Source organism: Parageobacillus galactosidasius (assembly GCF_002217735.1).
In the GTDB taxonomy this organism is placed as follows: Bacteria; Bacillota; Bacilli; order Bacillales; family Anoxybacillaceae; genus Parageobacillus_B; species Parageobacillus_B toebii.
On the sequence record NZ_NDYL01000002.1, the window covers coordinates 1610195 to 1626406 of the forward strand.

14 protein-coding genes are annotated in these 16212 nt (G+C 41.2%); 7 read left to right on the top strand and 7 right to left on the bottom strand.

All coding sequences use genetic code 11. From position 1 onward, the window contains the following. Positions 1 to 146: 146 nt before the first annotated feature. Together B9L23_RS17845 and B9L23_RS17850 are read left to right on the top strand one after the other, a co-directional pair. Complete coding sequence (locus B9L23_RS17845; RefSeq protein WP_062679038.1) at positions 147 to 782, top strand: YigZ family protein; 636 nt, start codon at positions 147 to 149, stop codon at positions 780 to 782. A gap of 40 nt (positions 783 to 822) precedes the next feature. Further along, positions 823 to 1827: an LCP family protein gene (locus B9L23_RS17850; protein WP_089098124.1), complete on the top strand. Its 1005-nt coding sequence runs from the start codon at positions 823 to 825 to the stop codon at positions 1825 to 1827. Positions 1828 to 1880: 53 nt separating this feature from the next. Here the strand turns inward: B9L23_RS17850 and B9L23_RS17855 are convergent, their stop codons facing one another. From B9L23_RS17855 to B9L23_RS17880, 6 genes are all read right to left on the bottom strand, one after another. Next, a complete protein-coding gene (locus B9L23_RS17855; RefSeq protein ID WP_089098125.1) occupies positions 1881 to 2948 on the bottom strand; it encodes a glycosyltransferase family 4 protein in 1068 nt (355 codons plus the stop codon). A 271-nt stretch (positions 2949 to 3219) separates the two neighbouring features. Beyond that, positions 3220 to 4725 (bottom strand): murein biosynthesis integral membrane protein MurJ, encoded by a 1506-nt coding sequence (gene murJ, locus B9L23_RS17860; protein ID WP_089098126.1) that lies wholly within the window; start codon positions 4723 to 4725, stop codon positions 3220 to 3222. Between the two features lie 82 nt (positions 4726 to 4807). Then, the gene (locus B9L23_RS17865) at positions 4808 to 5905 is read right to left on the bottom strand and encodes a glycosyltransferase (RefSeq protein ID WP_245842451.1); all 1098 of its coding nucleotides are present in this window, start codon (positions 5903 to 5905) and stop codon (positions 4808 to 4810) included. Next, on the bottom strand, positions 5895 to 7049 hold the full coding sequence (locus B9L23_RS17870; protein ID WP_089098127.1) for a polysaccharide pyruvyl transferase family protein: 1155 nt from the start codon (positions 7047 to 7049) through the stop codon (positions 5895 to 5897). Before B9L23_RS17870 ends, B9L23_RS17865 begins: the two co-directional genes overlap by 11 nt. Before the next feature lie 166 nt (positions 7050 to 7215). Continuing rightward, positions 7216 to 8730, bottom strand: coding sequence for an N-acetylmuramoyl-L-alanine amidase (locus B9L23_RS17875; RefSeq protein ID WP_089098355.1), 1515 nt, complete (start codon positions 8728 to 8730; stop codon positions 7216 to 7218). 157 nt (positions 8731 to 8887) lie between these two features. Next, positions 8888 to 11182: a S8 family peptidase gene (locus B9L23_RS17880; protein ID WP_089098128.1), complete on the bottom strand. Its 2295-nt coding sequence runs from the start codon at positions 11180 to 11182 to the stop codon at positions 8888 to 8890. Positions 11183 to 11443: 261 nt separating this feature from the next. Here B9L23_RS17880 and B9L23_RS17885 point away from each other — a divergent pair, with 261 nt between their 5' ends. From B9L23_RS17885 to B9L23_RS17905, 5 genes are all read left to right on the top strand, one after another. Beyond that, positions 11444 to 12094, top strand: a complete 651-nt coding sequence (locus B9L23_RS17885; RefSeq protein WP_089098129.1) for a YIP1 family protein — start codon at positions 11444 to 11446, stop codon at positions 12092 to 12094. 62 nt (positions 12095 to 12156) lie between these two features. Further along, positions 12157 to 13362 (top strand): efflux RND transporter periplasmic adaptor subunit, encoded by a 1206-nt coding sequence (locus B9L23_RS17890; RefSeq protein WP_089098130.1) that lies wholly within the window; start codon positions 12157 to 12159, stop codon positions 13360 to 13362. A gap of 70 nt (positions 13363 to 13432) precedes the next feature. Next, on the top strand, positions 13433 to 14383 hold the full coding sequence (locus B9L23_RS17895) for a DPM/DPG synthase family glycosyltransferase (protein WP_089098131.1): 951 nt from the start codon (positions 13433 to 13435) through the stop codon (positions 14381 to 14383). Between the two features lie 150 nt (positions 14384 to 14533). Continuing rightward, positions 14534 to 14881 carry an EamA family transporter gene (locus tag B9L23_RS17900; protein WP_089098132.1) on the top strand — a complete coding sequence of 116 codons (348 nt, stop codon included), beginning with the start codon at positions 14534 to 14536 and terminating at the stop codon, positions 14879 to 14881. Between the two features lie 4 nt (positions 14882 to 14885). Further along, positions 14886 to 15203 carry an EamA family transporter gene (locus tag B9L23_RS17905; protein WP_245842452.1) on the top strand — a complete coding sequence of 106 codons (318 nt, stop codon included), beginning with the start codon at positions 14886 to 14888 and terminating at the stop codon, positions 15201 to 15203. 100 nt (positions 15204 to 15303) lie between these two features. Here B9L23_RS17905 and galU read toward each other — a convergent pair whose 3' ends face one another. Then, positions 15304 to 16179 carry a UTP--glucose-1-phosphate uridylyltransferase GalU gene (gene galU / locus B9L23_RS17910; RefSeq protein ID WP_089098134.1) on the bottom strand — a complete coding sequence of 292 codons (876 nt, stop codon included), beginning with the start codon at positions 16177 to 16179 and terminating at the stop codon, positions 15304 to 15306. Positions 16180 to 16212 lie beyond the last annotated feature (33 nt).

A 16212-nucleotide genomic window follows, 5' to 3' on the forward strand; every position in this document is an offset into this window, starting at 1 on the left:
AAAAATGTTGTCGATTTATAATAAAAAAAGCATCCAATAACAATAACAATCTATTTCTTTTTCTACTAAATTAGTATAACATGTTTTTGTCCAAAACTTATCGAATTTTTGAAACTCCTTTGTGTAACAGTGGGGTGATTTTTGTTTTGTTACAAAAATATTACACAGTAAAAGGGTACGGAGAAAACGAAATCATTATTGAAAAATCCCGTTTCATTTGCTATATCAATAGAGCAACAACAGAAGAGGAAGCAATTGAGTTTATCCAGCAAATTAAAAAAAAGCATTGGGACGCAACACATAACTGTTCTGCCTATATCATCGGCGAACACGACCAAATTCAAAAAGCGAACGATGACGGCGAGCCAAGCGGCACCGCTGGCGTTCCGATGCTGGAAGTGTTAAAGAAAAAAGGATTAAAAGATACCGTTGCCGTCGTCACCCGCTATTTTGGCGGCATTAAACTCGGGGCGGGCGGTCTTGTTCGTGCTTACGGAAAATCCGTATCAGAAGGGCTTAAGGCAGCTGGCATTGTCGAACGCCGCCTTGTGCGCGTCATGCATGTTGTCATTGACTACACATGGCTCGGAAAAGTGGAAAATGAATTGCGCTCTTCTGTATATACTATAAAGGATATCCATTATTTAGAAAATGTCGAGCTAGAAATTTTCGTTGATGAAGAAAAAAAACAAACGTTCATCGAATGGATGATGGAACTTACCAATGGAAGAGCGGAAATAAAAGAAGGGGAGACGGAGTATCTCGAAACGGACGTCTCTTAAAGCGGACATAAAGTCAAAACGGTGAAAAGGAGTTCCTATTATGGTAAATGAAAGAAAACGGCTTAAAAAGATGAAAAAGAAAAAACGGAGAAGACGCATTTTATTTTGGCTATTTGTTCCCTGTTTATTATTTCTAATCAGTTCCGCAGGATATGCTTTATTTTTAATGCATAAAGCTGAATCGATGATTAACAAGTCGTATGAAGAGATCGGAAACGGCAATGTAAAGTCTCTTGATCCGAAAAAGGATAATTTCTCTGTGCTGTTTATCGGCATCGACGATAGCAAGTCGCGCAAATTTAAAAGCGATACCCGATCGGACGCGCTTATTCTTGCTACGTTTAACGCAAAAGACAAATCCGTGAAAATGGTGAGCATTCCGCGCGACTCATACGTATATATCCCTTGTGAAGACAAATACGATAAAATTACACACGCGCACGCTTATGGAGGCACAAAATGTACGGTCGAATCCATCGAAAATTTATTTGACATTCATATCGATTATTACGTCAAAATGAATTTCTACGCCTTCATCGATGTGGTGGATGCACTAGGGGGAATTAAGGTCGAGGTTCCTTATGACATTAAGGAAAAAGACTCGGAAGACCACCATAATGCGATTGTATTGAAAAAAGGAGTCCATACGTTAAACGGAGAAGAAGCGCTCGCCCTTGCGAGAACCAGGAAGAAAGATAACGATATCGAGCGCGGAAAACGACAGCAACAAATTTTAAAAGCTATTTTGAAGAAAGCAAGTGAGGCCAGCTCCATTACAAAGTATGACGATGTCATCGAAGCTGTAGGGGGCAATATGAAAACGAACTTCACGTTTGATCAGATGAAATCTCTCGTCCATTATGTTATAGGTGACAAAAAGCTGACGGTTGAATCACTCTATCTCAAAGGAACAGACCATAACGACGGGATTTATTACTACATGTTAGATGAAGATTCCGTACAAGAAATAGGGGAAACGCTCCAAAATCATTTGCAATCATCTGACAGCACCAGCACCGATGAAAATAGCGACGAAGAACAGTAAGCCATAAAAAGCAAAAGGTCATCTTGGGCAGAAGCCCAAGATGACCTTTTTTATTAATTTTGTTTTCCATTGGCATAACGGATGACCCGAACAATTTTTAAAATCGGGCGATAATTGCTGTCGACCAGGCCGATTTTTTCTGCCACTAATTCAAGGGCAAGCAGGACAATAACTAATATAATCATCGATACCCATACAGCAGCCTGTGACAAAATAACGGCGATAAGTCCAAACAAGGCGCTCATGCCATAAATAATGAGAACCGTTTGGCGATGGCTGTATCCAAGCCGAAGCAAACAGTGGTGCAAGTGCGATTTATCAGGCGCAGATAAAGGCTGTTTTTTAACAATTCGGCGAATAATTGCAAAAAATGTATCAGAAATTGGCACTCCTAAAATGAGCACAGGCACAACAAACGAGATGAATGTAACGTTTTTAAACCCTAACAGCGCCAACACGGAGATCATATATCCTAAAAATAAAGCACCTGTATCGCCCATAAAAATTTTCGCCGGGTGGAAATTATATAATAAAAACCCTAATGTGCTTCCAAGCATAATGAATCCTATCGAGGAAACGAACCAGTCGCCCATAATGATGGCCATTCCAGAAATAGTAATTAAGGCGATCGCGGACACTCCCGCAGCCAGTCCGTCAAGTCCATCGATTAAGTTAATGGCATTAGTAATTCCCACAATCCAAACAATAGAGATAGGGATGCTCAATACCCCAAAGTGCAGTTCCCCGCCAAACGGAAGGTTAATGAAGGTGACTTGGATTCCTCCGATTACCACCACAATAAAAGCGGCGATAAGCTGGCCCAAAAACTTTATTTTTGCCGAAAGTTCGTAAATGTCGTCCAGTATGCCGATAACAACGATAATCGAGCTTCCGAGCAAAATATACATCCAATCCTCGTTCCATGGGCGCAAAATAAAATAACCAATCAAGAAGCTGATATATATCGCTAAACCGCCTAAACGCGGCATTACTTTCTGATGGACTTTTCGATGATTTGGCTTATCAGTCGCTCCAATGGCAAACGCTAATTTTTTTACAATTGGGGTTAAAATAACGGAGCAGGCAAAACATATAAGCAAAGTCATCCATAAAGATAGCATGGGAACCCCTCCCTTAAGTTCTAGGATAACCACTCATCTAACTTCTCACTCGAAACGGCTGTTGCCATTTTTTTTAAATTTGATTTCCAAACACTTTCAGCGCTCAAATCCCACAGCGTTGATTATAACATATTAACTCTATTACATAAATAGCAAAATCACTGAAAATCTATTAATCTTTTTCTTTATTCATATATTTCGAACATATATGTATTTTCTCTGTACGCACATCTGCCTTTAGATAAACAAACAGTCATAAAAAAACAGCTGCCTATTTCATCATCGGCAGCCGTTGAAGAGAAATTAAACGAAACGATTTTAACAAAAGAAAAGAGAAAAGAACGAATATGACTCCGCCTACTGCAATATTCACAATATGATTGCTAAAATCTACATATTTGTGAATGATCGATGCGGCGACCGTTACACAGATGGCATACAGGAAAAGCCGAAGCCACTGCGTTTCTTTTTCAGGTTGGAGACGAAGCTGTACCACGCTTGCCGCAATCAGCGTTAGAAATTGAACCATAGCGCTAATCGTCGTTCCCCATGCTACAGCGTCCGCTCCATATTTTCCAATGAACAGCTTAATAATCAAAATATTGACGCCAAATACGGAAATCATGCCGGTAGCTACTGGAACGAACGATTTTTCCATTGCGTAAAAAAATCGTGTAACAAAAAGATTGGCGGCTTGCGCAAACATCCCGATGACAAAAATTTTCAGCATCATCGCCGTCATTTTTGTTGATTGTGCCGTAAACGAACCGTATTCGAAAATGAGCTTCACTATTTCTTCGGCATAAAAATAAACAAAAATCGAAACAGGAATAATCATCATGAATAACGATTTCAGCCCACGGAAAAATACGGATGAAATGCCCGCATAATCTTGCTCTGCTGTTTTTTTGGCAAGCATTGGATAGATGACTGTCGTTACGCTAGTCATTAAAATAGTTTGCGGTAGTTGGACAAACTTCGAAGCATAGTTTAAAGCCGCTACATAGCCGGCCTCAAGCTGTGATGCGAACATGCGCTGAATAAAAATATACAATTGCAGCGTCGCACCGCCAAATAGGACAGGTATAGCGATTTTCAACATTCTAACGATGTATTCCGATTCCGTCGTCACCCATTGAAAACGAAAGCGGTGCAAGTTATTTTTCCGCAAATGAACAAACAAAATAGCAATCATCATCACAGCACTTGCCACCGCTCCCCATCCATATGCATAAATACCGCAAAAAGGATAAAGCAATACGACCAGCAGCACAAACATCCCGTTATTCACCAATGTCGCAACAGCAGCGCTATAAAATTGATTTTGCGCGTTTAAAATGCCAGAAAACCACATTGAAAAAACAAGAAATAACGCAGACGGAGCCGTAATGGCAAAAAGCTGTGACGTCATCAGCAACTGTGAGCCGGTGAGACCTGAAAAAAAGAATGCGACAATGGCTTTTGAAAACAGCATTAATCCTGCTGTGAGCAATAATAAGAAAACCAACATATATGTAAATACAGTATTGTGAAAGCGCTGCTTCTCTATATCGTTCACCATTTTACTATAGATGCTGATGTAGGCGGTCGTAATCGCCCCGCCAAGTACTAAATACAGAAAGTTAGGAATGGTATAAGCCAAAACCACACTATCTGCTAATGAGGACGTGCCAAAATGATATCCGATGATCACTTCACGTATAAAACCGAAAAATCGGGCCAATATGTTAATAACGGTTACGACACCAATGACTTGAAACAGACGTTTTCTGTTCACATCCTCACCTGCTATACCACTATTTTTTGCGTTCATCATACCCATTGATTTCGTTTGGAATTAGTATTTTGAAATAATAATATTACTCAACATGGCCGTAAAGCTTAAGAATTTGATCAATAATTCGCTCTTGATCATTTTCTTGGGCGCGCGCCTCACCTTTTTGAATTAGCTGTTTCCGAAGGGCAGGATCATCAAGAACTTTTTTCATTCCCTCGAATAAGGAGTCTGGATTGCGAGGCTCTACAAGCACACCTGCCCCATCATCCAGCAAATAAGCCAATCCACCAACACGGCTTCCGACAACGGGAGTATGACAAGACATTGCCTCTAATGCCACCAATCCAAATCCTTCTAAATGAGATGGCAAAACAAACATCTCCGCGGCGGCCATCCACACCGCTACCTCCTGCTGTTTCATCGCATCATATATAGATACATCGTTGATTCCCGCTTCCTTAATGCGATGAATGAGTTCATTATAAAAGGCATTATCCTTCTTGGCCCCAATCATATAAAGAGAAACAGAAGGATATTCTTTTTTCAATTTAGAAAATGCTTCCACCAATTCGATTAGTCCTTTTTGACGAATAATATTTCCAACAAATAAAATCGGAACCTCATGTACAGTGATCCCGCAGCGCTTTCTTGCCTTATCTTTATCGAGCGGTTGGAATATTCGGCGATTTACTCCCATGTTAATCACAGAGACGTTTTCTCTAGGAACGCCGAATTCATCGCGAATTTGTTCGGCAAGTTTGTGCCCTACCGCAATGACATGGTCCGCCTCTTGTAAAATGGTTGTAGTCCACTGCCGAATCCGTCCGCTTTTGTTGGCCATCCGGTCAATATCCCCGCCATGCGCGGTCACAATCAGCTTCGTCTTCCACCATTTTTTATACAATAATCCCAACATTCCTGTAGGAAAGACATAATGAGCGTGAACGACATCATAACTTCGGCCTTTTATCATACAATGAATCAGCGTCCGAAGAAACCAAAAAATATATTTCATCAGGACATTTGCCTTGTCAGTACGAGGGTTTGTTACAGCAATGACATCCACATCCAGCCCTCGGCCGCGGAGAGCTTCCACTTGATTTTTCACAAATATGCCAAATGATTTTGCCGTTTCCGTCGGATACATGTTGCTTAACACTAATATTTTTTTAGCGGACATGTTTCTCACCCATCAAACGCAGCAATTCAATCCCTTCCCCTGCTTTCTCTCTCATCTGTTCAGCTATTTGTATCGTTTCCCGTTGAATGTCCAACCAATTTTTCTCCATCTTCTCTACAATCTGAACAAACGAAGTCGGTTCCATTCCTAGTTCTTCAACAGAAACATAGCGATCTGTCTGGCGGATAAACGTTAAAAAATGATGAACTTTTGGATGATAGCCAACGCCAATGATTGGAGTTTTTGCGACAACCGCCAAAATAAGCGAATGCAGTCTTGTTCCAATCACAAGATCATGGGAAGCACAAATAGAGACAATATCATTTGGATGCAAATTTTCATCAATAATGGTGACACGATCACTATGTTTCATTCGTGAGGCAATATCCTTTGTAACTTGCACATCCTGGGGATATTTCGTTGAAAAAAACGTAACCGTCACGTTCTTTTTCTCAATAAGCTGATCTAAATTTTTCGCCATTCCGGTAACGTAATTGGCGTACTTTTGTTCATTAGAAGTAGGCCAATACTTCCCATTGTAATATGGCACAGCGGTAACGGCTACTTTTTGAACAAAGCGTGATTCTTTCTTTTCGTTTGGAGCAGCTAAATACAGTGCCGGATCTCCGATTACATATATGTCCCTTTTCACCCCTAGCGCCTGCAGCAGCCGTTTCGATTGCTCATCCCGAACGGAAATGCAGAAGGCTTTTTGGGATAATTGCTTAATGAAAAAGGCCCCCAGTTTCGTTTCAATCGGACCTACCCCGACTCCGTAAACAATCACTTTACATCCTGCGTAATGCCCTAATAACCCAAGAGTAGCGTATAATGGACCATCCCATTTATACAAATCCATAAGAATTCCGCCGCCGCCCACAATGATTGCATCGAGCTTTCTCATGATAAAATAATTTTCTTTTAATGTTTTCATAATAGAGAACAGGAGAGGGCCTTTGCGGTGAAAGATAGGAACTGCTTTGACCCCGTATCGTTGCTCTGTATCCTTGGGATTGTTGCTAAAAACAATGATATCTTCGTTGGGGATAGACAGCTCCTCTATCAACTGTTTTAAGATTCCTGTTAAAATTGCCTCATCTCCATTATTATTGTGACCATAGTTTCCTATAATACCTATCTTCATAAAAAACACCTTTTTAAAAATGATTGTCGAAAAATGTTGTTCGTCTCAACTTTATTCATTATACTATTGTTTCCTTATCCATAAAAGCACTTTTGACCATTACATTATAGCAATTTTTGAATACAATGAAAAATGAAGGGAGGCCCTTTGGGCACCCTTCATCTTATCATTGGCTGTAATATTGGACAATGCCATTATAAATCGATTGCGCAAAAATATCTTGATAGTAATCGGAAGTCAATTTTTGGTAGTCACTGTTGTTCGTGATAAAACCGAGTTCGATCAGAACACTTGGAACATTGTTATTGCGGACGACGTAAAAATTATAGTCTTTTACGCCGCGATCTTTCATGCTGGCGTTACTTACGATTTGCTGCTGAATGGCTTTCGCTAATAAATAGCTTTCATAGCCATTTGGATTTTTCGATGTATCATAATAAGTTTCTGTGCCGCTCGCGGATGGGCTTGCCGAGTTGACATGGATGCTGACAAACAGCTCCGCGTAATTATTTTTGGCAATCTGCACTCGCTCCTCGAGCTTTTTAAACACGTCGGTTTCCCTCGTCATAATGACTTTAGCCCCGGCGCTTTCCAGCTTCTGTTTCACTTTTTTCGCAACAGATAAGACGATGTTCTTTTCGTACGTTTTTTCTTTCATCGTCCCTGGATCTGTTCCGCCATGGCCGGCATCAACCACAATAATACGCCCTTGCACCGGATTGCCGCTTATATTTTTTAATTTTAAATACGACTTATGTACATATCCCGTTTTGCCATTGTACGAAATTTTCGCCCAATATCCGTTTATCTCTAAAACATTAACCACTGTCCCACGAACAAGCTGGCCAATCACCGAAGCGTTGGCGTTTCCAGCCGAACGGACATTTAATGTGTCCGCAGTCACTTTCCCTGTAGCAATAGCAGGGCTATTGACCGAAAGGCGGAAATCTTTGTTCAACGCGCGAGCGACAAATGCGGAAAATTGAGCTCTTGATATATATGACTCTGGCATAAACTGATTGTCGCTTCCGTTAGAAATCCCATGGTAATACAGTTTCGCGATGTAAGGATAAGCCCAGTAATCTGGCTTAATATCACGGAAAATCTGCTGGTTTTTCGCAACTGCAGGCTCCGGTAACTTAAAAGCAATAGCAATAATTTTGCTCATTTGCGACCGTTTCAGTGGAGCGTTTGGTTGAAACGTTCCATCCTCATATCCCTTGAAAATTCCTTTTTCCACCGCCCTCTCAATCCATCCTGCCGCCCAATGGGAAGGAGGGACATCTGTAAAACGCGCACGGGTTACCTTCTTTTCGCTTTCTCCTAACGCTTTCATAATCATTTTTGCTGCCTGTGCTCTCGTTACATTCTCGTTCGGATGAAATTTCATTACGCCATTTTCATTATACCCTTGAATAATCGCACGTTCGTATAAAAATTCAATCTCTCTTTTTGCCCAATGATCAGCTGGTACATCGGCAAATGTCGCTTTTCCGGTGGAAGCAGCCGAAAAAGAGGAACGAGATGATTCGGCATCAAATGGCGATGGCTGATGAAAATCACGAATTTCCTGTAAAACATCGGGTGAAGAAGTGACAGACGAATCCGTTTCTGCATAGGCTGCCGAAGAGTAACAAAACAACACCAACAAACAGAACAACAATAATCGCAACGGCTGCAACAACATCTCTCCTTTCATTATCCAAAATTCGGACAAATATGTACATTCTCCCTCTATCAACTTAATTCTATGAAACTATGTATAAAATCGCAACCCTAATTCGACAAACTTTTCCAAATAAACGACATAAAGCCCATCATGACAAGCATGATGAGCTTCATTTCTTGTTTGACATATATCGATATGTTCTTGCAAGCATTGCCGCAAACTGAGCGCGGGTAAGAAATTCATTCGGACGAAAATATGGCTGTTTCGTAATAATGCCTTTATCTGCGAGCTGTTGGACCGCATAATAAGCAAAATGCCCTGATCCATCTATATCTTTAAACGGATAAGGAGTGCCGGAAAACGAGGTTTCACTTAATTTTAATGCTCTTGCCAGCATCACCGCCATTTGTGCTCTCGTTACAAACCGTTCTGGATAAAAATGTCCATCATCATATCCTTTCACAATGCGCTGACCATATGCAGTGTAAATCGGCACCGCTCCCGCCAACGTCAGCGGCGTATCGAGGAAAGGAGATTGGATTTGCTGCGGCCTCCATTGAAACAACCGATTCATCATCATAACAGCATGCCGCCGCGTTAACAAGGCGTTAGGACGAAATGTATGATCGGTAAAACCGTTAATCCATCTTTCACGGTACGCCGTTTGAATTTCTTCGTATGCCCAAAATGACGATGGAACATCAGTGAAAGAAGCAGATGCCGATGATGTCGAATTCATCCAACGTTCATCAAAAGCAACTACCTCTCCATTATGATCGGCGCTGATCACCGTCAGCTTTTGCTCATTCCTAGCTGATGGAATATCGGGTAATACAAATGAAATCCAATGATCATCAACGTTTCTTTTTTCTACTAACTGATCATCGATAAAAACATACACATCTTTGCCAATCAATCCTTTCGATATGCCGAGAAGCTGCTGTTTCGAAAATGAAACCGGCTGGCCGTTTTGGATGGTCAGCCAATCAACCGCTTCACTGTACGGAAGATGGATCGCTTTCGCCGCCTGCACTACGCCATATCCGGAATGAATATCATATCCTTTTTCTCGTATATCCTTCGCTGACTCAAATAACCGCTTGCGAATTTGCATGTCATCCAAGCGGGGGTCCATTGCCTTTAACAATGCCGCTACACTCGACACAAAAGGAGCGGCCATCGACGTTCCGTTTAAGACCCGATATTCATTATTCATATATGTACTGAGAATATTTTCACCAGGCGCACTAATATCCAGTTCCCATCCATAATTGGAATAAGGGATAATTTGATTGTTTTCGTCCACCGCCGCAACCGCAATCACTCCAGGGTAAGAGGCAGGATAAACATCCTGTATCGGAATTCCCCAATTGCCTGCAGCCGCTACGATAACCACGTGATGTTGAAGAGCATTTTGAACCGCTTGTTCCAAAACAAGCGTCTTTCCTTTTCCAGCCAAGCTTAAATTAATGACATCCACCCCGATCGATACCGCGTCATTGACCGCCTTGGCGATCTCAAAATCGCCGCCCGTCCCTTCACGGTCAAGCACCTTCAAAGGAACAACGTCCACAGGAGCAAATCCTGCTGTTCCAACAATTCCCTCATGATTATTCGCACAAGCAGCGATGATTCCTGTCACGTGCGTACCATGTCCATGGTCATCCAGCGCCAGCCTTCCCGGATGAACGTAATCTCTCCCTAAACTATGAAGAACGTTTCCGCAAAAGTCTTTATGTATCGCCGCTCCTGTATCGATGACAGCGACAAGCACATGATCGACTGCTGTTACGTTGGTTATAACAGGAGGTTCTTTCCATCCGTTTGCTTGAATATGAATTTGCAACGCCTTATATGTTTGATTTTTCGGCAAAAGCACATCTAATGTGGGTAAATTGCCGTTATTTTGAGAGATCACCTGTCCGTTCTGATCCATCACTTGGAGTGTCCATAAATTTTCAACATGATCAACCGTGACCGATAAGCGGGATAGTTTCATTCCTTCCTCTGACAAAATTGAAAAGCTCAGAGTATGTAATGGCTGCCCTTCATATGTCATCGCACCTTGGGCAGTGACAATTTGTTTTCCTATCAAAATATTACGTTGATGAAACTTAGGCGCCACGGACAATATATCAATTTTATTCATCCCCCATTGTTGAGAGAAAAGAGGATCATTAAAAATAGAAGAAGCGAGCGATTTCTGATAATTCGGCTCTACCTTTGCTACAATGGGAAGCTTTTGAATTTCGTCGATTTCCTCCCTAGTAAACATGGCTTTTACTACCCATTGTTCCTCTTCGTCTTTTACTCTATCTTTATATTTTTCCATAAATAGCGAATAATCTTTTTCATTTTGAAAATAAATGAGCCATTCAGATAAGGATTGACCGTGCGCGTCTTTTGCAAACAAGAATACACAGCCGACCCATAAACAAACCATAAACCACAAATGATTCCGCATGTTTTCACCTCTTTCTCTTTTTTCTAATTTAGTATAGCAAACAACGAAAAAAAAAGAGCCGCCTTTTTCGTAAGGCAGCTCTGGCTAAAATATTACGATTCTATATGAAAGACTCGGTTGGTGCTGTTTCATTTTAACAAACATCTTGCCCACCTAGATACAAGTAAATTTTAGAAATTCTTTTTGTTTAAATTGATCAATGATTGCGCTAAAATGATAGAAGTGTACATATATAAAAAGTCATTAATGGGGGACTGAATCATGTTTCAAGTACGGCTTTGGCATGGCATACTCCGCCCTTCCGCCGCTTTTATGGAGCTGCAACAGGCGGAAACGGTGCGAGGCTTTTTTCGAAGACTTGTTATTCTAGCATTATGCAATGCGCTTCTTTCCGGATTAGGAGTCTATATGGGATTGGATACGGAAAGATTTACAGCATTGATTGGAAAAATGCCCGACGGCTTTATTGAAACAGCAAAACTGCTATTTGCTGCTGGTGCAATTGGACATGGCCTCATCGCTCCAATGATCGTCATGTACATCACGTCATTGTTGATTTGGCTCATATTAAGAGGAAAAGTATCGTTTGAGAAAATTATGACGATCGAACTGTACGCTATGTTTATTTATGTGATCGAGCATGCGCTATTCCTTTTATTCCGTCTAATTACAGGCGCGAATATCTTTTCATCGCCATTTGGGCTCGGCATTATCGCCCAGCTTGCTTTCGACCATCTCTTTCTCATCCATTTTTTCCAATCAATCACCATCTTTTCTATTTGGAGCTTGACGGTGCAGACAATCGGTCTAACCATTTGTTCTTCGATGTCAAAATGGAGTGTGTTGACGATCGTTGCCATTGTTTATTTATTCATCCGTCTTGCCGCTTCGTTGATTTTTGTCATGGTCTAGCAAGCAAAGATAGTGTCAAAATGCTGTGACGGCACAATTTCATATAAACCGAGGGGGTTCATATGCGAAAGAAATGGATGATATATGGAACATTAATCGTTTTCTCTCTTTTTTTCTCCATTAATTTATATCTCTTTGATAAATATGACAAATCTTTGTCGCGCACCGTCATCAGCGATTCCATCATTCAAGTAAAACAAAGGGATTTTACATTATTTTTCCCTGCTAAAGGGGTTGTTTCATCTCCGCACATCGAAAAAATCTTTCTGCCGACAGATATGAATGAGGTAGAAAAAATTTTTGTTCGACGCGGACAAGAAGTGCAGATGGGAACTCCACTGTTTTCATTGAAAAGCAATCAACTCGACGAACAGATCGAAGAACTTGCAAATGAACTTGCATTTTGGCAGCAGCAACAAAATGAAGTGGAACAATCGATCGATTCATTAAAAATGGATATGGAAACCCAAGAGGGCCAAGAAAACTCTCAGGCACTTCTCATGCAGCAGCTACAGTCAGAAAGAAGAGAGATTGAATCGAAAATACATCACCTCACCAATCAAAAAGCCTATTTAGAGAAAAAAAAGGAAAAACAAATAGTAAAAAGTCCGGCTGCCGGCATCATTGACAACGTGGAGCTGAATAAACCGCACCCGTTTATTTCGATTGTTAGACGCCCTTACTTAATCAAAGGGACATTATCCGAAATGGAGCTGCCAAAAATAAAAGAAGGCCAACGTGTAAAGATCATACCGCTTGGGCAAAGGAAAAACATCTATTCGGGAACAATAACGGAAATTGACAAAATCCCGACGCAGCAAAAAAAGGAAAGCTTTTATCCTTTTTATGTTCATCTTGAAAATAACGAAGCATCCTTGCCATACGGGTCACATGTGTCGCTCTCGATTATTTTGCAGGAAAGCAAAGATGTTCCGTCCATTCCAAAAACATCTATTGTACAAAAACGGAAAAAGCACATTGTATATAAGCTTTCTAAAGACAAAGTGGACGCGCGCAGCGTTCAGCTTGGTTTAGCGGATGGGCTAGAACGTGAAATAGCGAGCGGAATTCACGCAGGCGATTGGATCATCGATAACCCTCCTTCTTCCCTTTATGAAGGGATGACCATTTCGACTCCAATGGAACTTGGAAAAATAAAGAAAGAGTATTTTCGTTATTTCTCAAAAACGGATATGGCGTCACTGATCACATCGGGATTTTTCCGTACGAAGACCGATGACGTGATAGAAAAAATGATGAAAAAATGATATGCTTGTCCCTGTGTTTCTTTGCAATGTGAAAAGCGGCTCAATATTTTACGATAAAGGAGTGAACACCATGAAAGTTGCTGTGCTTATCCCTTGTTACAATGAAGAAAAAACGATTGGCAAAGTCGTTAGCGATTTTAAGCGCGAATTGCCAGAGGCAGACATTTACGTATATGACAATAATTCAAAAGATAAAACATCTTTAATCGCTGCCGAGCATGGCGCGATCGTTCGCAAAGAATTGCGCCAGGGCAAAGGAAACGTCGTTCGGTCCATGTTTCGCGAAATCGATGCCGACATTTACGTCATGGTCGATGGGGACGATACATATCCTGCTGAATTTGTTCATCAGCTGATTGAACCAATTAAAAGAGGAGAAGCCAATATGGTAATTGGCGACCGATTATCCAACGGAACGTATTTTCAAGAAAACAAACGCCCGTTTCATAACTTTGGGAACAACCTCGTTAAAAACTTAATCAACTTTTTATACAAAAGCGACATTAAAGATATTATGACAGGCTACCGCGCCTTCGACAAATTGTTTGTAAAATCAATGCCCGTTATGAGTCCGGGGTTTGAAATCGAAACCGAAATGAGCATCCACGCGCTCGATAAAAAATTTCTTATAAAAGAAGTGCCGATTGATTACCGGGACCGTCCGGAAGGAAGTGAATCGAAACTTAACACGTTTTCCGACGGATGGAAAGTATTAAAAATGATTTTTACCTTATTTAAAGATTATAAGCCGTTCTTGTTCTTTTCTTTATGGGCGTTGCTATTTTTCATCCTTGGACTCGCTGTCGGCATTCCTGTCGTGGTTGAATTTATTCAAACGAAATTTATTACCCGCGTCCCTTCCGCCATTTTAGCAGTAGGATTAATGATTTTTGCGTTGCTGTCATTTGCCTGCGGACTCATTTTAGACACAGTTGCCGCCGCACATCGGAAGCAGTATGAACTTGAACTCAACAGAATATATGAACACTTGAGAGAAAAAGAACGAAATGACGTCTCTTAATTGTTACGCAGCCAGCTTTATAGCTGGGCTGCTTAGCGGTGTTTTGATGACATTTTATTCTTTAGCAGGGGCATTCTTAACCATATGACATGATCGTTTTTATCCATTTTTGATTTGCATTCATTCTGATCGAAAGAAAGGGATGCCGCCATGAACGCGTTTATTCAATCGCTGAAGAAAAACAAAATCGGTATTGTCCTCATTTTATTGGCATCCATGAGCACAGCAAGCGGCCAAATGTTTTGGAAGTTATCGGGAGGACAATGGAACCGCCATTTAATCCTAGGGTTTCTATTTTACGGCGTCGGCGCTGTTCTCATGACCGTAGCTTTCCGCTTCGGGAGTTTGTCCGTGCTGCACCCTCTTTTAAGTATGGGGTATGTGTTCGCGCTGCTGCTTGGAACTATGTTTCTCAATGAGCAAATTACGGCGATGCAGGCGATTGCGGTCGTATTGATTATCGTCGGCGCAGTCTTAATCGGGGGTGGGGACGATTAAATCATTGTTACTGCTTATCTTCATGACGTTTCTCGGGGCATTAGGAGGATATTATTTAAAAAAAGCAGCAAGCCAGCGCATCGGATTACACGTTCCATTCCTTGCGTTTTTTGCCGCTGGCGGACTGCTTTATGGCGTCAGTGCGGTATTAAATATTATCGTATTGCAGCAACTTCCATATACAGTTGTATTTCCGCTGACATCGATCACCTACATTTGGACGTTCCTATTGTCATCCATTCTGCTGAAAGAAACAATAACGCGAAAAAAAATCGCTGGAGTGCTGTTCATTATCATCGGCTCTATTTTTCTTGTATTATAACTCTGGGACTGAACCCAAAACCTAAATATCTTTTGGGGCCAGTCCCATATTTTTTTAATGCATCAGCCTAACAATATATATAGCTCCCCTTCCTCGTCAGTTAGGGCAGTTTTTTCACGATATCCCTTAAAAACGCGATAAGATCCTCCCGCAATTCTTCATTTTGCAAGGCAAACTCAATGGTTGTTTTCACAAATCCTAACTTCTCGCCAACATCGTATCTTTTTCCACTAAAGCTGTAAGCATATACCGGCTGCTTTTCATTTAATTTTTGAATCGCATCGGTAAGCTGAATTTCTCCCCCTGCTCCCGCCTCTTGCTTCTCTAGGAAGTCAAAAATTTCCGGTGTCAACACATATCGTCCCATAATCGCCAAATTCGACGGAGCCGTTCCACGAGGCGGCTTCTCGACAAACCGCTTCACTTGATACAAATTTCCTATTCGTTCCCACGGTTCAATAATGCCGTAACGATGTGTTTCCTCGTCTGGAACAGGCTGCACACCAATAACTGAACAGCCCATATGTTCATATTGTTCAATCAGCTGGCTTAAACATGGCTTTTCCGCCTGAACAATATCATCGCCTAAAAGCACGGCAAATGGTTCGTCCCCAACAAATTTCCGCGCACACCATACCGCATGTCCTAACCCTTTTGGCGATTTTTGTCGAATGTAATAAATATCCACTAAGTTCGCGGAATGCCGAACTTGTTCTAACAAATCATATTTCTTTTTTTTAAGTAACATTTGTTCCAGCTCTGGGGCATTATCAAAGTGGTCTTCGATCGCTCTTTTCCCTTTTCCCGTTACAATAATGATATCTTCGATTCCTGAGGCGATCGCTTCTTCTACAATATATTGAATTGTTGGTTTATCGACAATCGGCAGCATTTCCTTCGGCATCGCTTTTGTCGCTGGGAGAAATCTTGTTCCAAGCCCAGCGGCAGGAATAATTGCTTTTCGTACCTTTTTCATCATAAACTCCCCTTATTACATCCAATTTGCTAT

Coding starts and splice junctions, on each gene's coding strand:
- B9L23_RS17850 (WP_089098124.1), top strand. CDS start 823: ATGGTAAATGAAAGAAAACGGCTTAAAAAGATGAAAAAGAAAAAACGG.
- B9L23_RS17855 (WP_089098125.1), bottom strand. CDS start 2,948: ATGCTATCTTTATGGATGACTTTGCTTATATGTTTTGCCTGCTCCGTT.
- B9L23_RS17865 (WP_245842451.1), bottom strand. CDS start 5,905: ATGTCCGCTAAAAAAATATTAGTGTTAAGCAACATGTATCCGACGGAA.
- B9L23_RS17870 (WP_089098127.1), bottom strand. CDS start 7,049: ATGAAGATAGGTATTATAGGAAACTATGGTCACAATAATAATGGAGAT.
- B9L23_RS17880 (WP_089098128.1), bottom strand. CDS start 11,182: ATGCGGAATCATTTGTGGTTTATGGTTTGTTTATGGGTCGGCTGTGTA.
- B9L23_RS17885 (WP_089098129.1), top strand. CDS start 11,444: ATGTTTCAAGTACGGCTTTGGCATGGCATACTCCGCCCTTCCGCCGCT.
- B9L23_RS17890 (WP_089098130.1), top strand. CDS start 12,157: ATGCGAAAGAAATGGATGATATATGGAACATTAATCGTTTTCTCTCTT.
- B9L23_RS17895 (WP_089098131.1), top strand. CDS start 13,433: ATGAAAGTTGCTGTGCTTATCCCTTGTTACAATGAAGAAAAAACGATT.
- B9L23_RS17900 (WP_089098132.1), top strand. CDS start 14,534: ATGAACGCGTTTATTCAATCGCTGAAGAAAAACAAAATCGGTATTGTC.
- galU (WP_089098134.1), bottom strand. CDS start 16,179: ATGAAAAAGGTACGAAAAGCAATTATTCCTGCCGCTGGGCTTGGAACA.